Annotated in this window: 12 protein-coding genes and 1 pseudogene; 10 read left to right on the forward strand and 3 right to left on the reverse strand. The window is 65.6% G+C overall.

Annotation, left to right across the window (positions count from 1 at the left end; translation table 11 throughout):
• Positions 1-99 precede the first annotated feature (99 nt).
• Both rpoC and ASF81_RS15530 read left to right on the forward strand, forming a co-directional pair.
• Positions 100-4,296 (forward strand): DNA-directed RNA polymerase subunit beta', encoded by a 4,197-nt coding sequence (gene rpoC / locus ASF81_RS03060; RefSeq protein ID WP_055754901.1) that lies wholly within the window; start codon positions 100-102, stop codon positions 4,294-4,296.
• Between the two features lie 122 nt (positions 4,297-4,418).
• Positions 4,419-4,550, forward strand: coding sequence for a hypothetical protein (locus tag ASF81_RS15530; protein ID WP_255353850.1), 132 nt, complete (start codon positions 4,419-4,421; stop codon positions 4,548-4,550).
• 2 nt (positions 4,551-4,552) lie between these two features.
• Here the strand turns inward: ASF81_RS15530 and ASF81_RS03065 are convergent, their stop codons facing one another.
• Positions 4,553-5,389, reverse strand: coding sequence for a hypothetical protein (locus ASF81_RS03065; RefSeq protein WP_156363120.1), 837 nt, complete (start codon positions 5,387-5,389; stop codon positions 4,553-4,555).
• Between the two features lie 1,708 nt (positions 5,390-7,097).
• Here ASF81_RS03065 and rpsL point away from each other — a divergent pair.
• The 6 genes and pseudogenes from rpsL to ASF81_RS03090 all read left to right on the forward strand — a co-directional run bounded on the left by rpsL (position 7,098) and on the right by ASF81_RS03090 (position 13,375).
• Positions 7,098-7,472, forward strand: a complete 375-nt coding sequence (gene rpsL, locus ASF81_RS03070; RefSeq protein ID WP_008260482.1) for a 30S ribosomal protein S12 — start codon at positions 7,098-7,100, stop codon at positions 7,470-7,472.
• Between the two features lie 81 nt (positions 7,473-7,553).
• Positions 7,554-8,027, forward strand: a complete 474-nt coding sequence (gene rpsG / locus ASF81_RS03075; RefSeq protein WP_017506744.1) for a 30S ribosomal protein S7 — start codon at positions 7,554-7,556, stop codon at positions 8,025-8,027.
• Between the two features lie 145 nt (positions 8,028-8,172).
• A complete protein-coding gene (fusA, locus tag ASF81_RS03080) occupies positions 8,173-10,251 on the forward strand; it encodes an elongation factor G (protein ID WP_055754906.1) in 2,079 nt (692 codons plus the stop codon).
• A gap of 109 nt (positions 10,252-10,360) precedes the next feature.
• On the forward strand, positions 10,361-10,459 hold a 99-nt coding region (locus ASF81_RS15610; RefSeq protein WP_156356048.1), incomplete at its 3' end, for a GTP-binding protein.
• A 1-nt stretch (position 10,460) separates the two neighbouring features.
• Positions 10,461-11,599 (forward strand): annotated as a pseudogene (gene tuf, locus ASF81_RS03085) (elongation factor Tu); the annotation flags it as partial.
• Between the two features lie 180 nt (positions 11,600-11,779).
• Positions 11,780-13,375, forward strand: a complete 1,596-nt coding sequence (locus tag ASF81_RS03090) for a carboxylesterase/lipase family protein (RefSeq protein WP_055804594.1) — start codon at positions 11,780-11,782, stop codon at positions 13,373-13,375.
• Here the strand turns inward: ASF81_RS03090 and ASF81_RS03095 are convergent.
• The gene (locus tag ASF81_RS03095) at positions 13,372-14,439 is read right to left on the reverse strand and encodes a L,D-transpeptidase (protein ID WP_055804598.1); all 1,068 of its coding nucleotides are present in this window, start codon (positions 14,437-14,439) and stop codon (positions 13,372-13,374) included. The two genes, ASF81_RS03090 and ASF81_RS03095, sit on opposite strands and share 4 nt — an antisense overlap.
• 38 nt (positions 14,440-14,477) lie before the next feature.
• The gene (locus ASF81_RS15215; RefSeq protein WP_165117191.1) at positions 14,478-14,639 is read right to left on the reverse strand and encodes a hypothetical protein; all 162 of its coding nucleotides are present in this window, start codon (positions 14,637-14,639) and stop codon (positions 14,478-14,480) included.
• A gap of 143 nt (positions 14,640-14,782) precedes the next feature.
• On the opposite strand from ASF81_RS15215, the gene ASF81_RS03100 reads away from it, so the two are divergent.
• Entirely contained in the window at positions 14,783-15,949 is a 1,167-nt protein-coding gene (locus tag ASF81_RS03100; RefSeq protein WP_235559196.1) for a GNAT family N-acetyltransferase, read from the forward strand.
• A gap of 10 nt (positions 15,950-15,959) precedes the next feature.
• Positions 15,960-16,874 (forward strand): hypothetical protein, encoded by a 915-nt coding sequence (locus ASF81_RS03105; protein ID WP_055804605.1) that lies wholly within the window; start codon positions 15,960-15,962, stop codon positions 16,872-16,874.
• The last annotated feature ends 79 nt before the right edge of the window (positions 16,875-16,953 follow it).

A 16,953-nucleotide genomic window follows, 5' to 3' on the forward strand; every position in this document is an offset into this window, starting at 1 on the left:
GATCACGAGCCCTCTCTCGCCACGGCGGGGGAGGGCGATCCCTCCGCTTTTTTCCGTTCTGAATAATTTTCGCGGGTCAGCCCCGCAGAAGGAATCAAGATGAACCAGGAAGTCCTGAACATCTTCAACCCGGTCCCGGTCACCCCGACCTTCGACCAGATCAAGATCGCCCTGGCCTCGCCCGAGAAGATCCGTTCGTGGTCGTTCGGCGAGATCAAGAAGCCGGAAACCATCAACTACCGTACGTTCAAGCCCGAGCGTGACGGCCTGTTCTGCGCGCGTATCTTTGGCCCGACCAAGGACTACGAATGCCTGTGCGGCAAGTACAAGCGCATGAAGTACAAGGGCATCATCTGCGAGAAGTGCGGCGTCGAAGTCACCCTGGCCCGCGTTCGCCGCGAGCGCATGGGTCACATCGACCTGGCTGCGCCGGTCGCCCACATCTGGTTCCTGAAGTCGCTGCCCAGCCGCATCTCGCTGATGCTGGATATGGCGCTGAAGGACGTCGAGCGCGTCCTGTACTTCGAAAACTACATCGTCACCGAGCCGGGCCTGACCCCGCTGAAGCAGAACCAACTGCTGACGGAAGACGAGTTCTATCGCTACCAAGAAGAGTTCGGCGATGACGGCTTCACCGCCGAGATCGGCGCCGAGGCCGTCCGCAACCTGCTGATGGGCATCGACCTGAACGCGGAAGCTGAAAAGCACCGCGCCGAGCTGGCCGACAATCCCTCGGAAATGAAGGCCAAGAAGGCGTCCAAGCGCCTGAAGCTGATCGAGGCCTTCCTGGAATCGGGCAACAAGCCCGAGTGGATGATTCTGACGATCGTGCCGGTCATTCCGCCGGAACTGCGTCCGCTGGTGCCGCTGGACGGCGGTCGTTTCGCGACCTCCGACCTGAACGACCTGTATCGCCGCGTCATCAACCGCAACAACCGCCTGAAGCGCCTGATGGAACTGCGCGCGCCGGACATCATCATCCGTAACGAAAAGCGGATGCTGCAGGAGTCCGTCGACGCCCTGTTCGACAACGGCCGTCGCGGTCGCGTGATCACGGGCGCCAACAAGCGTCCGCTGAAGTCGCTGGCCGACATGCTGAAGGGCAAGCAGGGTCGCTTCCGTCAGAACCTGCTAGGCAAGCGCGTCGACTATTCGGGCCGTTCGGTCATCACCGTGGGTCCGGAACTGAAGCTGCACGAATGCGGCCTGCCCAAGAAGATGGCGCTGGAGCTGTTCAAGCCGTTCATCTATGCACGCCTGGACGCCAAGGGCCTGTCGGGCACCGTCAAGCAATCCAAGCGCATGGTCGAGCGCGAGCAGCCCGCCGTCTGGGACATCCTGGACGAGGTCATCCGCGAGCACCCGGTTCTGCTGAACCGCGCGCCGACGCTTCACCGTCTGGGCATCCAGGCGTTCGAGCCCAAGCTGATCGAGGGCAAGGCCATCCGCCTGCACCCGCTGGTCTGCACCGCCTTCAACGCCGACTTCGACGGCGACCAGATGGCCGTTCACGTCCCGCTGAGCCTCGAGGCCCAGCTGGAAGCGCGCGTCCTGATGATGTCGACCAACAACATCCTGTCGCCCGCCAACGGCAAGCCGATCATCGTGCCGTCGCAGGACATCGTCCTGGGCCTGTACTATCTGTCGCTGGTCAAGGACGGCGAGCCGGGTGAAGGCAAGCTGTTCGCTAACATCGGCGAGATCGATGCGGCGCTGGACGCCAAGGTCGTCACCCTGCACACGCGCATCAAGGCGCGCTGGACGGAACAGGACGCCGAAGGCAATGAGGTGACCAAGGTCATCGACACCACGCCTGGTCGCATGAAGCTGGCCGCCCTGCTGCCGCGTAACCCGAACGTCGGCTATCGCCTGCTCGAGAAGAACCTGACCAAGAAGGAAATCGGCAATCTGATCGACGTGGTCTATCGCCACTGCGGTCAGAAGGCGACGGTCATCTTCGCCGACCAGATGATGGGCCTGGGCTTCCGTGAAGCCGCCAAGGCCGGCATTTCGTTCGGCAAGGACGACATCGTGATCCCGGCCAAGAAGGTCGAGCTGGTCGCCGAGACCCGCACCCAGGTCGAGGAGTACGAGCAACAGTACGCCGACGGCCTGATCACGCGCGGCGAGAAATACAACAAGGTGGTCGACGCCTGGTCCAAGGCCACGGACCGGATCGCCGACGCCATGATGGGCGAGATCGCGCAACCGCGCGTGCTGATCGAGGGTGAAAACCCCGACATCAACTCGGTCTTCATGATGGCCAACTCCGGCGCCCGTGGTTCGCAGGCGCAGATGAAGCAACTGGGCGGCATGCGCGGCCTGATGGCCAAGCCGTCCGGCGAGATCATCGAGACGCCGATCACCTCGAACTTCAAGGAAGGCCTGACCGTCCTTGAATACTTCAACTCCACCCACGGCGCCCGTAAGGGTCTGGCCGACACCGCGCTGAAGACCGCCAACTCGGGTTACCTGACCCGCCGTCTGGTGGACGTGGCGCAGGACTCCATCGTCACCGAGCAGGATTGCGGCTCGACGCGCGGCATTACCCTGCGTGCGGTGATGGAAGGCGGCGACGTGCTGGTCTCGCTGGGTCAGCGCATCCTGGGTCGCTATGCGGCCGAGGACATCAAGGAGCCGGGCACCGATACCGTCCTGTTCCCCGCCGACACCTATCTGGTGGAAGAAGTCGCCGAGGCCGTCGAGGCTGCGGGCGTCCAGTCGGTCAAGGTCCGTTCGGCCCTGACCTGCGAGGCCGAAGCCGGCATCTGCGCCCACTGCTACGGCCGTGACCTGGCGCGCGGCACAAACGTCAACATCGGCGAAGCGGTCGGCGTCATCGCCGCCCAGTCGATCGGCGAGCCGGGCACCCAGCTGACGATGCGGACCTTCCACATCGGCGGTACGGCCCAGGTGGCGGAAACCTCCTTCATGGAAGCGACCAACGCCGGTACGGCCAAGGTCACCGGCCCGACCGTCGTCGCGGCCCACGGCGACCTGGTGGCCATGAGCCGCAACGTCATCGTGACCGTGGTCGTCGACGGCAAGGACCGCGAGACGCACAAGGCTCCTTACGGCGCCCGCATCCGCGTCAAGGACGGTGACGAGGTCAAGAAGAACCAACGCCTGGCGGAGTGGGACCCCTATACCACCCCGATCCTGACGGAAGTCGGCGGCGTCGTGCGCTTCGAAGACCTCGTCGAAGGCCTGTCGGTCAAGGAAGAAACCGACGAAGCGACGGGCATCGCCCAGCGCGTCGTCAGCGACTGGCGCGCCAGCCCGCGCGGCTCGGACCTGCGTCCGGCCATGGGCGTCACCCTGGGCGACGCCTACGCCAAGCTGTCTTCCGGTTCGGACGCCCGCTATCTGCTGCCCGTGGGCGCGGTTCTGTCCGTGTCGAACGGCGATGAGGTCAAGCCGGGCGAGATCATCGCTCGCGTTCCGACCGAAGGCGCCAAGACCCGCGACATCACCGGCGGTCTGCCGCGCGTCGCCGAACTGTTCGAAGCGCGTCGTCCGAAGGACTGCGCGGTCATCGCCGAGATGGATGGTCGCGTCGAATTCGGCCGCGACTACAAGAACAAGCGTCGCATCAAGATCACGCCCGAGCCCAACGCCGACGGCGTGCAGGGCGAACCGGTCGAGTTCCTGATCCCGAAAGGAAAGCACATCTCCGTCCACGACGGCGATCTGATCCAGAAGGGCGACTACATCATCGACGGCAACCCGGATCCGCACGATCTGCTGCGCATCCAGGGCGTCGAGGCGCTGGCCGAGTATCTGGTGAACGAAGTGCAGGAGGTCTATCGACTGCAGGGCGTGCCGATCAACGACAAGCACATCGAAGTCATCGTGCGTCAGATGCTGCAGAAGGTGGAAGTGCTGGATTCGGGTGAAACCACCTTGATCCGCGGCGACACCGTCGAAGTCGCCGAAGCCGTTCTGGAAAACGCCAAGGTCGAGAAGCGTGGCGGCCGTCTGGCCACCACCCAGCCCGTCCTGCTGGGCATCACCAAGGCGTCGCTGCAAACCCGCAGCTTCATCTCGGCGGCGTCCTTCCAGGAGACCACTCGCGTCCTCACCGACGCCTCGGTCCACGGCAAGAAGGACATGCTGGAAGGCCTGAAGGAAAACGTCATCGTCGGCCGCCTGATCCCGGCCGGCACCGGCGCCTACCTGCGCAGCCTGCAGAAGATCGCCAACGAGCGGGATGCAGAACTGACCTCGGCTCTGGAAGAGGCGATCGAGCCGCTGCCGGCCGATCTGCAACTGGAGCTGGAGAGCAGCGAGAGCTGATTTCACGCTTCTCGAGCGAAGATACGAAGAGGGCGGCGCCGGCGACGGCGTCGCCCTTTTTCTATGACTTGACGCGTGCTCCGATTGCGGTGAACTGAGCCAAGGTTGTGTAGAGGGCCGCCATGACGAAAGCTGACAAGGTGCTGTGGGGCCTAACGGCCGTGATTTTGTCGCTCTTCGTCGTCGTTGAAGCCAAGACGATGATGCTCAATCTCGGCGCGGCCATGCATGACGCCTATTGCCAGGATCACTGACCTCAATCTTTCCACCGCTCTATCGGGGCTGAAGCACCTGGCGTGATCGGTGCGCCGCCGGCCCGGTGGCCGTCGCGTCGGGTCTGGACGTTGCGGGTCGAGTCGGGCGCCAGCGAGGGATTCAACTGCGCGCCGGCGCAGCCTGTGCCGAAGTTCGAGCCGACGCAGTCCGCCGGGCCCACCACGCCGACGCCGCCGGACAGAGGACGACGGCCCGCCTCCCATTCAGCCAGACGCCGCGCGCCTTCGCGCGCAAAGGCGGCGTCGCGTTCGGGGTTGCCCGTGCCGGTGATCGGGGCGGCGTTGCGGCCGCGCCGCTCGGCGTCTTGGAGGCAGTTTGCGCGCTCGGCGGCGTTGAGCTGTTGCGGCGTGGTGCAGCCGATCAGGCCCTGACGCAGGACACGGGACATGGCGCCGGCGCGATCGTTCGGATTGACCGTCCAGGCGCCCGGCGGCGCGGGCGCGCCTTGGGGCGTGGGCGCGGCGATCCGCGGACGAATCGAGGTGGGGCGACTGTCCGGAGCGGACGCGACCCTGTCTGTGGGAGCGGCGTCGATGCCGCTAGCGTCACGCGATGCGGACATGGCGACGGGCTCGGGCGTCTGCATCGCAGGGCGGGGCCGCTCGTTCGGCAGCAGAGGGCGTGGGCTGATGTCGATGTAGAGGGGGCGTGAATAGGGCGCGCTCGGCGGAGCGTCGATCCCCAGCGCGGTGAGAGACAGGGTGGCGATCAGCCCTGCGTTGATGGCGACCGAGGCTGTGGCCAAGGCGACCTTGCGCCAGTCCGGACGAGTTCGTCGCGGCCATGGGCCAGGGGAGGGCGCGGAGGCTGCGGTCATTCGCGACGCTTTCTGAGATTGGGCAGCAAGCCGTCCCGCGAGGAAAAGAGTTCGATCCGGATATCCACGTCGGCGCACCCTGCCACGGGGTTAGGATCTTCGCACGATCTTCGGACGCGTGGCGGATCGGCGCGCTGCATTTCCCAGGCCGCCAGACGACGCGCCCCCTGTCGCGCTAAGGCGGCGTCGCGATCGGCATTGCCCGTTCCCCGGATGACAGGCGTTGTTTCACCGCCGCTCCAGCGCTCTTCGCAGCGGCGGCGGTCGTCGGGCGCGAGGCGGTGCGGGGCGTTGCGCGAAAGGGAAGACAGTCTCGGCCCCGCAAGAGGGCCATCGACTCGCCAGCGGGGGTCGATCTCGTCGTCTGCTTTCGCTTGGCTCAAAGACGTGGGCGGGGGCGCCGACGTCGCCGGATCGCCTCTGTCCGGCGAATCCGCTTGCGACGTCTGCGCGGGTCGGGGGGGCGGCCATGGCGTCCTCAGAGGACGTGACAGACGGGCTCCTTGGCGCGCGGACCAGGGACGGCTAGGCGTCCTCAAGATAGACGATCATCGGCGCAGGCCGCAGCGAACGAGCGCGCAGCCCTGGATCGGTTAGGGATAGAAGCGCCACGGCGCCCGCATTCAGCCCGACTGCTGCGGCCGCAAAGCCCGCCTTGCGCCAGTCAAGACGGCGGGGGGACTTCGTCGGCGTCGTCGTCCCAGTTAAGAGGTCAACAACAGCCATCGTCAGTTCCTACCGAATAGGGACTGCAGCCCGGGGTAGGCGCCGTCGCCCTCGCGGTAGTCGCGCCAGCGCTTCTTGACGGCGGCTTCTTTTGCAAAGCCCGCCGTCCTTTCCTCATCGCCGGAGCGCAACATCGGCGGCGATGAATCAGCGGCTGCGCTTGCCAGCGCACGGCAAACGTGCCGGTCTTGCGTGGACCGTGCCATTTCGGGGCGGCAATCCGGTTCGCCATTGCGCGTCGCGTTCCCCGTCGGCCAGGCGGCGTCGGGTGATTGGCTTGGTCGGACCGTCCAGCGCGGGCGCGGCCGGACGATCCGATGTCGGCGTCACGGTCGGCGCCGGTCTCGCAGGCACGGAGTCGCGCGAAGGGACTGACGCCCGACGCTGGTCCTCCGCTTGCGGCACAGCCGCCGACGCTGTGCGGGCCTTGGCCCTAATTATCACAGGCTCGATCTCGATGTAGAGCGGCGCTTGTCCCCAAATCCGACGCGGCGCCGGGCGGCGGTCCTCCAACGCGAGCAGCGTCAGAAGGCCTGCGTTCACCGCAAGCGAGAGCGCAATCGCCCCTGTTCGGGCCAGCCCCGCCATGACCCATCCCCGGTTGGTCGTCTCGTCAAGCTGAGCGCGAAGCGTGGCGGGTTTCAGGCGAAAGGTCGCTCTATTGAAGACCGGCAGACTTCATTAAAGGGGCTGCATTCTGGAGCGTTAACGTCTCCGCCTTGACCTTCCGGCCCATCGGGCGTAGAAGCCGCCCACTTTCGAGGCGTGGCCGGTTCGCCGGTCGCTGAGATCGTGACAATCCAACGGACGGGCTGTGCCCGCCGGAACGCCCAAAGCGCGCGTTCCGGTTTTTCTGTTTGGGTGGTCGCGCTCTCAGTCTCGATGACACCCGGGCGAGGGGATGGTCCCCCGTTCACAAGAAGGCGAGAGGCGCTTCGGTCGAAAGACACACGCCTCCATCAGAAGTCGAGACGAGTTTCGAATGCCTACGATCAACCAGCTGATCCGCAAGCCGCGCAAGCCCAAGCCCACCCGCAACAAGGTGCCGGCTCTGGAGGGTTCGCCCCAGCGTCGCGGCGTCTGCACCCGCGTTTACACCACGACCCCGAAGAAGCCGAACTCGGCTCTGCGTAAGGTCGCCAAGGTCCGTCTGGCCAAGAACGGCTACGAAGCCGTGTGCTATATCCCCGGCGAAGGCCACAACCTGCAAGAACACTCGGTTGTTCTGATCCGCGGCGGCCGCGTGAAGGACTTGCCCGGCGTTCGCTATCACATCCTGCGCGGCGTTCTGGATACCCAAGGCGTCAAGGACCGTAAGCAGCGTCGTTCGCACTACGGCGCCAAGCGTCCGAAGTAAGCCATTCTTCTCCGGGCCGTCGCGCCCGGAGGCCTTTTCGAGATCTTCCCGGCGTTGGTCGGGCACTGCAAGGAATACCCCATGTCGCGTCGTCACCGCGCCCAGAAACGTGAAGTTCTGCCGGATCCCAAGTTCGGGGACCTGGTCGTCACCAAGTTCATGAACTACGTCATGTACGAAGGTAAGAAGGCCGTCGCCGAAAACATCGTGTACGGCGCCTTCGACATCCTGGCCGAGAAGAAGAAGGACCAAGAGCCGGTCGCGACCTTCCACGCCGCCCTGGAAAACGTCTCCCCGTCGGTCGAAGTGCGCTCGCGTCGCGTCGGCGGCGCCACCTATCAGGTGCCCGTCGAAGTCCGTCCGGACCGTCGCCGCGCCCTGGCCATCCGCTGGCTGGTGAACGCTGCGCGCAAGCGTGGCGAGAACACCATGACCGAGAAGCTGGCCGCCGAACTGCTGGACGCCTCGAACAACCGCGGCACCGCGGTCAAGAAGCGTGAAGACACCCACAAGATGGCCGAAGCCAACCGCGCCTTCAGCCACTATCGCTGGTAACGCCTTCAAAGCGTCATCTGCGCTGACTATCTAAGGGTTTCCGGCGCGGGCGGTTTAAGTTAAATCGCCCGCGCTCGCTTATCCGAACACCGACATCCTTCCGAGGGCGCACCTGAGCGTCCTGAAATTTTCAAGGCACGCTTTCATGGCCCGCACTCACAAGCTCGAGGACTACCGCAACTTCGGCATCATGGCCCACATCGACGCGGGCAAGACGACGACGACCGAGCGGATCCTGTATTACACCGGTAAATCCCACAAGATCGGCGAAGTCCACGACGGCGCTGCGACCATGGACTGGATGGACCAGGAGCAGGAGCGCGGCATCACCATCACGTCCGCCGCGACGACCGCCTTCTGGCAAGGCAAGCGTCTGAACATCATCGACACCCCAGGCCACGTGGACTTCACCATTGAGGTTGAGCGTTCGCTGCGCGTCCTCGACGGCGCCGTGACCGTGCTGGACGGCAACGCCGGCGTCGAGCCGCAGACGGAAACCGTTTGGCGCCAGGCCGACAAGTACAAGGTGCCGCGCATCGTCTACGTCAACAAGATGGACAAGATCGGCGCCGACTTCGACGCCTCGGTCGAATCGATCCGCGACCGTCTGGGCGCCAAGGCCGTGCCGATCCAGTTCCCGATCGGCGCTGAGTCCTCGCTGTCGGGTCTGGTCGATCTGGTCCGCATGACCGGCGTGGTCTGGGACAACGACGGCCTGGGCGCTTCCTACAAGGACGTGCCGATCCCCGACGACCTGATGGACAAGGCGATCGCTGCGCGTCAGTACCTGATCGACAACGCCGTCGAGCTGGACGACGAGGCGATGGAAGCCTACCTCGAGGGCAACGAGCCCGACGAAGCCACCATCAAGAAGTGCATCCGTAAGGCCGTTCTGACCGGCGCCTTCTATCCGATCCTGTGCGGCTCGGCCTTCAAGAACAAGGGCGTGCAGACGCTGCTGGACGCCGTCGTCGACTATCTGCCGTCGCCGCTGGACATCCCGCCGACGCCGGGCATCGACTTCAAGACCGAAGAGCCCGTCGTGCGTAAGGCTTCGGACGAAGAGCCCCTGTCGGTCCTGGCCTTCAAGATCATGGACGACCCCTTCGTCGGCTCGCTGACCTTCTGCCGCCTGTATTCGGGCAAGATGGAAACCGGTCAGTCGCTGCTGAACTCCAGCCGCGACAAGAAAGAGCGCGTCGGCCGGATGCTGCAGATGCACTCCAACAACCGTGAAGACGTCAAGGAAGCCTACGCCGGCGACATCGTCGCCCTGGCAGGCCTGAAGGAAACCCGCACGGGCGACACCCTGTGCGACCCGATCAAGTCGCCCGTCATCCTGGAGAAAATGGAGTTCCCGGCGCCGGTCATCGAGATCTCGGTCGAGCCCAAGACCAAGGGCGACCAGGAGAAGCTGGGCGTCGCCCTGGCCAAGCTGGCCTCGGAAGATCCCTCCTTCACCGTCTCGACCGACCACGAGTCGGGCCAGACGATCCTGAAGGGCATGGGCGAGCTGCACCTGGACATCAAGATCGACATCTTGAAGCGCACCTACAAGGTCGAGGCCAACATCGGCGCGCCGCAGGTCGCCTATCGTGAATCGCTGGGCCGCAAGGTCGACATCGATTACACGCACAAGAAGCAGACCGGCGGTACGGGCCAATTCGCCCGCGTCATGATCACCTTCGAACCCGGCGAGCCGGGCTCGGGCTTCGTGTTCGAGAACTCGATCGTCGGCGGCGCGGTGCCGAAGGAATACATCCCCGGCGTCGAAAAGGGCCTGAACTCGGCCAAGGACAACGGCCTGCTGGCCGGCTTCCCGCTGATCGACTTCAAGGCGACCCTGACGGACGGCAAGTACCACGACGTCGACTCCAGCGTGCTGGCGTTCGAAATCGCGTCGCGCGCCGCCTTCCGCGAACTGAAGGAGAAGGGTTCGCCCAAGCTGCTCGAGCCGATCATGGCGGTGGAAGTCGTGACCCCCGAGGAATACCTCGGGTCGGTCATCGGCGACCTGAACGGCCGTCGCGGCATGATCCAGGGTCAGGACATGCGCGGCAACGCCACCGTCGTGAACGCCTTCGTGCCGCTGGCCAACATGTTCGGCTATGTGAACACGCTGCGCGGCATGTCGCAGGGCCGCGCTCAGTTCACCATGCAATACGACCACTACGAGCCGGTGCCGCAACACGTCGCCGACGAAGTAATCAAGAAGTACGCCTAAGCTTTCCCTTTTCGGAAAGCCCGCCTATATGCGCCCGGACCGTAAGGACCGGGCGTCCTTAACCCCCAAACTGCAGGAACCCCGGTTCGGGGACCTTAGGAGCTAGAAAATGGCCAAGGAAAAGTTCGAACGGACGAAGCCGCACTGCAACATCGGCACGATTGGTCACGTTGACCACGGCAAGACGACGTTGACGGCTGCGATCACGNATGGCCAAGGAAAAGTTCGAACGGACGAAGCCGCACTGCAACATCGGCACGATTGGTCACGTTGACCACGGCAAGACGACGTTGACGGCTGCGATCACGATGACGCTGGCGAAGGCCGGCGGCGCGAAGGCGATGAACTACGCCGACATCGACGCTGCGCCGGAAGAGAAGGCGCGCGGCATCACGATCAACACCGCGCACGTGGAATATGAGACGGCCAACCGTCACTACGCCCACGTCGACTGCCCCGGCCACGCCGACTATGTGAAGAACATGATCACCGGCGCCGCGCAGATGGACGGCGCGATCCTGGTGGTGTCGGCCGCTGACGGCCCGATGCCGCAGACCCGCGAGCACATCTTGCTGGCCCGTCAGGTCGGCGTGCCGGCCCTGGTGGTCTTCATGAACAAGGTCGACCTGGTCGACGACGAAGAGCTGCTCGAGCTGGTCGAGATGGAAGTGCGCGAGCTGCTCAGCTCGTACCAGTTCCCCGGCGACGACATTCCGATCACCAAGGGCTCGGCCAAGGCCGCGACCGACGGCGTGAACCCGGAAATCGGCGAACAGCGCGTTCTGGCCCTGATGGAAACCGTCGACGCCTACATCCCGCAGCCGGAGCGTCCGGTCGACCTGCCGTTCCTGATGCCGGTCGAAGACGTGTTCTCGATCTCGGGCCGCGGCACCGTGGTCACGGGCCGCGTCGAGAAGGGCATCGTCAAGGTCGGTGAGGAAGTCGAGATCGTCGGCATCCGTCCGGTCCAGAAGACGACCTGCACGGGCGTGGAAATGTTCCGCAAGCTGCTGGACCAAGGTCAAGCGGGCGACAACGTCGGCGTTCTGCTGCGCGGCACCAAGCGTGAAGACGTCGAGCGCGGCCAAGTGCTGTGCAAGCCGGGCTCCATCACCCCGCACACCAAGTTCCTGGCCGAAGCCTACATCCTGACCAAGGAAGAAGGCGGTCGTCACACCCCGTTCTTCACGAACTATCGCCCGCAGTTCTACTTCCGCACCCGGGCGACAACGCCGAGCTGAACGTCGAGCTGATCACCCCGATCGCCATGGACCAAGGCCTGCGCTTCGCCATCCGTGAAGGCGGCCGCACCGTCGGTGCCGGCGTCGTCGCCAAGATCGTCGAGTAAGAAGACCGGCCTCAAGTCGCGCGCCTCCGCGAGGCGCGCATAGGCCGAGAGACACAGTAGCGTAACAGAACGGCCCCCGGAGCAATCCGGGGGCCGTTTTGCTGTGGGTGAGCCACCAGCGCCCGCAACGAGCCCCACGCTCAGGCGTTAGGATCGTCTGCCAAAAAGCCAAGGTTCACGATGCGTCTGATCTCGTTGCTTGCGTGCCTTGTCGCCCTGTCGGCCTGCGCCACCCATCCCGGCAAGGTCGATCAGGTCCGGTTCGCCAAGGACGCCCAGCCGGTGTTGGCGACAACCGAATTCGGGACGGTGCGCGGCGTCGATGGGGCGGGGACGCGAGCGTTCCTCGGCGTGCCGTTCGCGGCGGCCCCGGTCGGCGAACGGCGCTGGCGCGCGCCGCAGCCGGTCGCGGCATGGCAGGGTGTTCGAGATGCGACGCGGATCGGTGCGGACTGCACCCAGGCGATCGGGCGACGCTCGATCCTGGGCGGCGGCGGCGGGATCGTCGTCGGGTCCGAGGACTGTCTGTATCTGAACATCTATGCGCCGGGCGGGGGTGCGACCGAGCCGCGACCCGTTATGATCTATATCCCCGGCGGGGCCTTCACCGTGGGGGCGGGCGCCAACTACGATCCGTCGAAACTGGCGCGCGAGCAGGGTCGGGTGGTCGTGACGATGAACTATCGGCTCGGCGCGCTGGGCTGGCTGGCGCATCCGGGGTTTCAGGCGACCGGCGAAGGCTTCGGCGGCAACTTCGGCCTGATGGATCAGCAGGCGGCGCTGAAGTGGGTGCATCGTAACATTGCAGCCTTCGGCGGCGACCCGGGCGATGTCACCCTGTTCGCCGAGAGCGCGGGAGCCTGGACGGCCTGTTACCTGATGGCGTCGCCGCAGTCGGAGGGCCTGTATCAACGGGTCATCATGCAGAGCGGCGGGTGCCTAGAGCCGTCGTCCCTGGTCAGGGCGCAGGATGCGGCCCAGTCGGGGCCGATGTTCAGCGAAAGGCTTGGCTGCACCGGCGAGGATCAGATCGCTTGCTTAAAGGCGCTGCCGGCCTGGCGGCTGTCGCGCGCGGCGTCATTGAGGGCGGGCATCAACGGGCCGGGATCGTGGGGACCGGTGCACACGGACGCCACTGTGCCGGAAAACCCGGCGGTCGCGATCCGCGAGGGACGGTTCACGCGCGTGCCCGTCCTCGTCGGGACGAACCTCGATGAGGGGCGGCTGTTCGCCAACGAGGTGCAGGACATGGATCGCTATCAGAAGGAGACGATCTGGATGTACGGCGACCAGGGTGAGCGGGTGCTGGCGCGCTATCCAGTGGGTGAGGACGGGCCCGCCTATGCCATCGCTGCGAACTTCACGGACCAGAGGTTCGCCTGTCCGTCACAAGCTTTGCGACGACTGCTGGCCCAGCATGTGCCGGTGTGGGGCTATGAGTTCGCCGATCGCGAGGCGCCGTTCGTCTTGCCCGACTGGATTGTCGGTCTGGATCTGGGCGCCTATCACGCCAGCGAACTGGCCTATGTGTTCGGCACGCGCTGGGTGTTTGCTGATCCCAAGCGGTTCACGCCGGAGCAAAAGGCGCTGTCTGAGCGGATGCAAAGGCTATGGGCGACGTTCGGCAGTTCGGCCTTCGCCGCCGAATGGCCCCGCGTCGAAGGTGCGGGGCCGGTGCGGGTGTTCAAGCCGGAGGGCGATGTGATGGACGACGGCTTCTTCGAGCGCCACCACTGCGACTTCTGGGACGGGACGCCGTTCGGCGCCGTCCACTAGATAAAGCGGACAGTGACGCCCGGTTTGACCTTGTCAGCCAGCATCCAGGCGTCCCAGTTGGTCAGGCGCACGCAGCCGTGCGAGGCCGTCTTGCCGACCAGATGCGGGTCCGGCGTGCCGTGGATGCCGTAGCTGGGCTTGTTCAGATCGATCCAGACGACCCCCACCGGATTGTTCGAGCCGGGTTTGACGACGACCTTCTTCTTGCCGTCGCCATAGCTGAGTTTCGACGGGTCGTAGGTGTAGTCCGGGTTTCGCGCCACGCCATTGACCTTGACCGTGCCAGTCGGGGTGGGATTGTCGCCGCTGCCGATGGTGGCGGGGAAGTAGGCGATCAGCTTGCCGTCGGCGTCGAACGCCTTGACCGAACCTTCGCTCTTGTCGACGTCGATGTGGTCCACGTCGGCGGGCAGGGGCGCGGTGTTGACGGCGGGGACAAGCAGGCCTTGGCCCACGCGATTGAAGTCGGCGCCGGGGTTCATGGCGCGCAGCAAGGCCTCGGTGACGTGGAAGCGCTCGGCCAAGGCCTCGACGATATTGGCATAGCCCATGTGGGCCGCCTGACCCTGAGCTTCCAGCTCCGTGGGGACGACGCCGAGGTAGGGTCCGGCGATGTCCTGCTGCGTGATGGTGTAGGTGGTGGTCACCGCGCCTGGTCCGGCGGCGGCGCGCAGTCTTCCCATCACGTCGGCGTTCAACTCGCCGTTCACCGTCATGCCGTTCGCTTCCTGAAACGCCGAGATGGCCTGGCGCATGTTCGACCCCGCCAGGCCGTCGATCGCGCCGGGCGAGAAGCGGGCGCGTTCCAGAAGAACCTGGGCGCGGATCAGGGCGGGCTGCGGCTGCTGCTGGGCGGCATTCGGGCTGGCCGGCTGGCCCTCTTGTGCGGCCGGCGGCGGCGCATAGGCGGTGTTTTCGATGGCGTCTCGGGAGAGCGGGCCGGTTTGGCCCACTTGCGCGGCCTCGGCCGTCTGCGCCGCTGGGGCGGCTGTGTTCTTTTCCTTCGGCGAACAGGCGCCCAGAGCGAGAACAGCGAGTGCGGCGAGGTAGGCGGGACGATTCATAAGAGACTTTCGAGACGGTGAGTGCAGGCGGTCGGTGTTCAGTTGGGTTCGCCGGTCGCGGGGTCGGTTTCGGTTTCGCCGGAGTTGGACGAATCCTTTGAACCCTTGGGCTCGGTCGCCGGGCGCGGCGGCTGGCCGTCGGCATCCGGCCGCAGGTTCTCGTTCTCGACGGCTTTGCTGTCAGGGCGTTGATCGGTCATGGTCTTCTCCTTGGGTCACTCAAACGCGCCAGGGCGACCGCGGCTCCTTCAACGTGCATTCACCATGACGGTGAACCCTGATGAAACGCGCATAGGGCAGGGTGCGATGTGGAATGGACCTTGCTGCGCAAGGCCCCGAGAGGATGCGTATGGCCGGAATGCTGCAGGTCGAGATCATGGACGCGGCGGCGATGGATGCCGCCGCCGTCGCCCTGTGGCGTGCGTGGACGGCTGGCAATCCCGATCTGGCCAGCCCCTATTTCCGCTGGGATTATGCCGAGGTCGCCTCGCGGGTCTGCCCCGGTGCTGCGATCGCCGTGTTCCGGCGAGACGGTGAGATCGTCGGCTTCTTCCCGCATCAGCGACGCGGCGGAGCGGTGCAGCCGCTTGGCGCGCCGATGAACGACTATCACGGCGTGATCGCCCCGGCGGACGAGACGATCACGCTGGAAGACGTGGCGCGGCTGTTGAGCGCCAAGCGGCTGAACGTGCCCGGCTGGATCGGCGCAGGCGAAACCGGCCAAGCGCGTGAGACGGTGCAGGTGGCCATGCCCGAGGCGGGCTATGACGACTGGTACGCCGAGCGACGCAAGACCTTTGGCAAATACTTCAAGGACAAGGAGCGGGCGCGCCGCAGCCTGGAGGCCGAACTGGGGCCGATCCGGGTGGAGCGGGGTCTCAGAGATCCGGCGCTGCTGGATCATCTGATCGCGCTGAAGGCGGCGCAGTATCGGCGCTCGGGCCTGCATGACATCTTCGCCTGCGGCTGGACGCGGGATCTGCTGCACGCTCTGATGAGCGAGGCGCGAGAAGGCTTCGGCGCCTCGATGGCGGCCATGCATGCGGGCGACAAGCTGGTGGCGACCGAGTTCTCGCTGCATGCCGGGCGGCATTACCATTTCTGGTTCCCGGCCTATGAGCCGACGCTGGCGCGGTGTTCGCCGGGCATCCTGCTCAGCATGGACACAATGCGGCTGGCGGCGGCCGAGGGCTTCCGGGTGTTCGACTTCGGCTTCGAGGGCGAGACCTACAAGAAATACTTCGTCAACGCCCGCCAGACGGTGCGCGAAGCCGTGGTGATGCAGCCGGGCGTGATCCAGGCGCTAGGCGACATCACGGTCGCGGCGCTGAACAGGGCGGGCGGACGCGGCGAGGCGGTGCGGGCGTCCCTGCGTCGGCGCTGGGCCACCATCGAAGCGTGCGAGGCGACGCCCGTCGGGCGGCTGAGGGGCGCGGCGGTCGCCGCACGGTCGGCTGTCCAGAAGGCGGCCGCCAAGAAGAAGACGCCGGCGCGCGTCGCCCACGTTTGAGGACATCGGCATGACCCAACGCCGCACACGCTATCCGGGCCCGATCGCCGAGGCCAAGACCCACGCCCACACTCTGATCGAGCAAGGATTCGCCGAGGACGCGGCGCTGGCCGCCGTGCTGGATCGCTATCCGGCCGAGCTGTTCGACATCAACCTGTATGACTACGACGAGGAGGGGCAGGTGTCCTTGCGCACCGGCGCGCGCGGGCGGCTGTCAGGTGAGGAGCTGCTGGAGGCGATCAAACAGGGTCGGCTGTGGGTCAATCTGCGCGGGGTCGAGACCGGCTGGCCCGAGCTGTGGGCGGCGGCGATGAAGGATTTCGCGGCGATCCAGGCGACCTACCCGGGGATGCGGGCGGTGCGGAACGCGGGGCAGCTGATCCTGTCGTCGCCCAAGGCGCGCGTGCCCTATCATTTCGACGCGGCGGGCGTGATGTTGTTTCATCTGCGTGGGCGCAAGCGGCTGTTCGTCTATCCCGGTGACGAGGGGCATCTGCCCGAGCGAAACATGGAACAGGTGGTCGCGCGCCAAACGACCGAAGAGCTGCCTTACACGCTGGCGTTCGAACAGGATGCGCAGGTCATGGATCTGGAGCCAGGCCGCGCCCTGACCTGGCCGCTGTATGCGCCGCACCGGGTGGAGAATCTGGATCGCTTTTGCGTCAGCCTGTCGATGGATTTCCAGACCTGGCCGTCGCGGTTCAGGAACGGGGCGCTGTTCACCAATGCGGTGATCCGCAGCCGGGGCGGGCGGCCGCGCTTCACCGACGGCATGACGACGCCGGAGCTGGCGGCGCGCTGGGCCGCGTCGCTGGCGCTGAAGAAGGCGGGCGCGATGAAGAGCAAGATCGCCAATTTCGAGCGCGACTTCGAGCCGGAGATCGGCGCGGCGGACGGCGCGGGCGCGCTGAACGCGACGTCATGAGCTCGGGGCGTTAATTCGAGTTCATGACCTCGAGTTAAAATGACTTGGGCGCGGGCGACGCGCACCTTCTGCTCACATT

It is taken from the genome of Brevundimonas sp. Leaf168 (assembly GCF_001423685.1).
In the GTDB taxonomy this organism is placed as follows: domain Bacteria; phylum Pseudomonadota; class Alphaproteobacteria; order Caulobacterales; family Caulobacteraceae; genus Brevundimonas; species Brevundimonas vesicularis_C.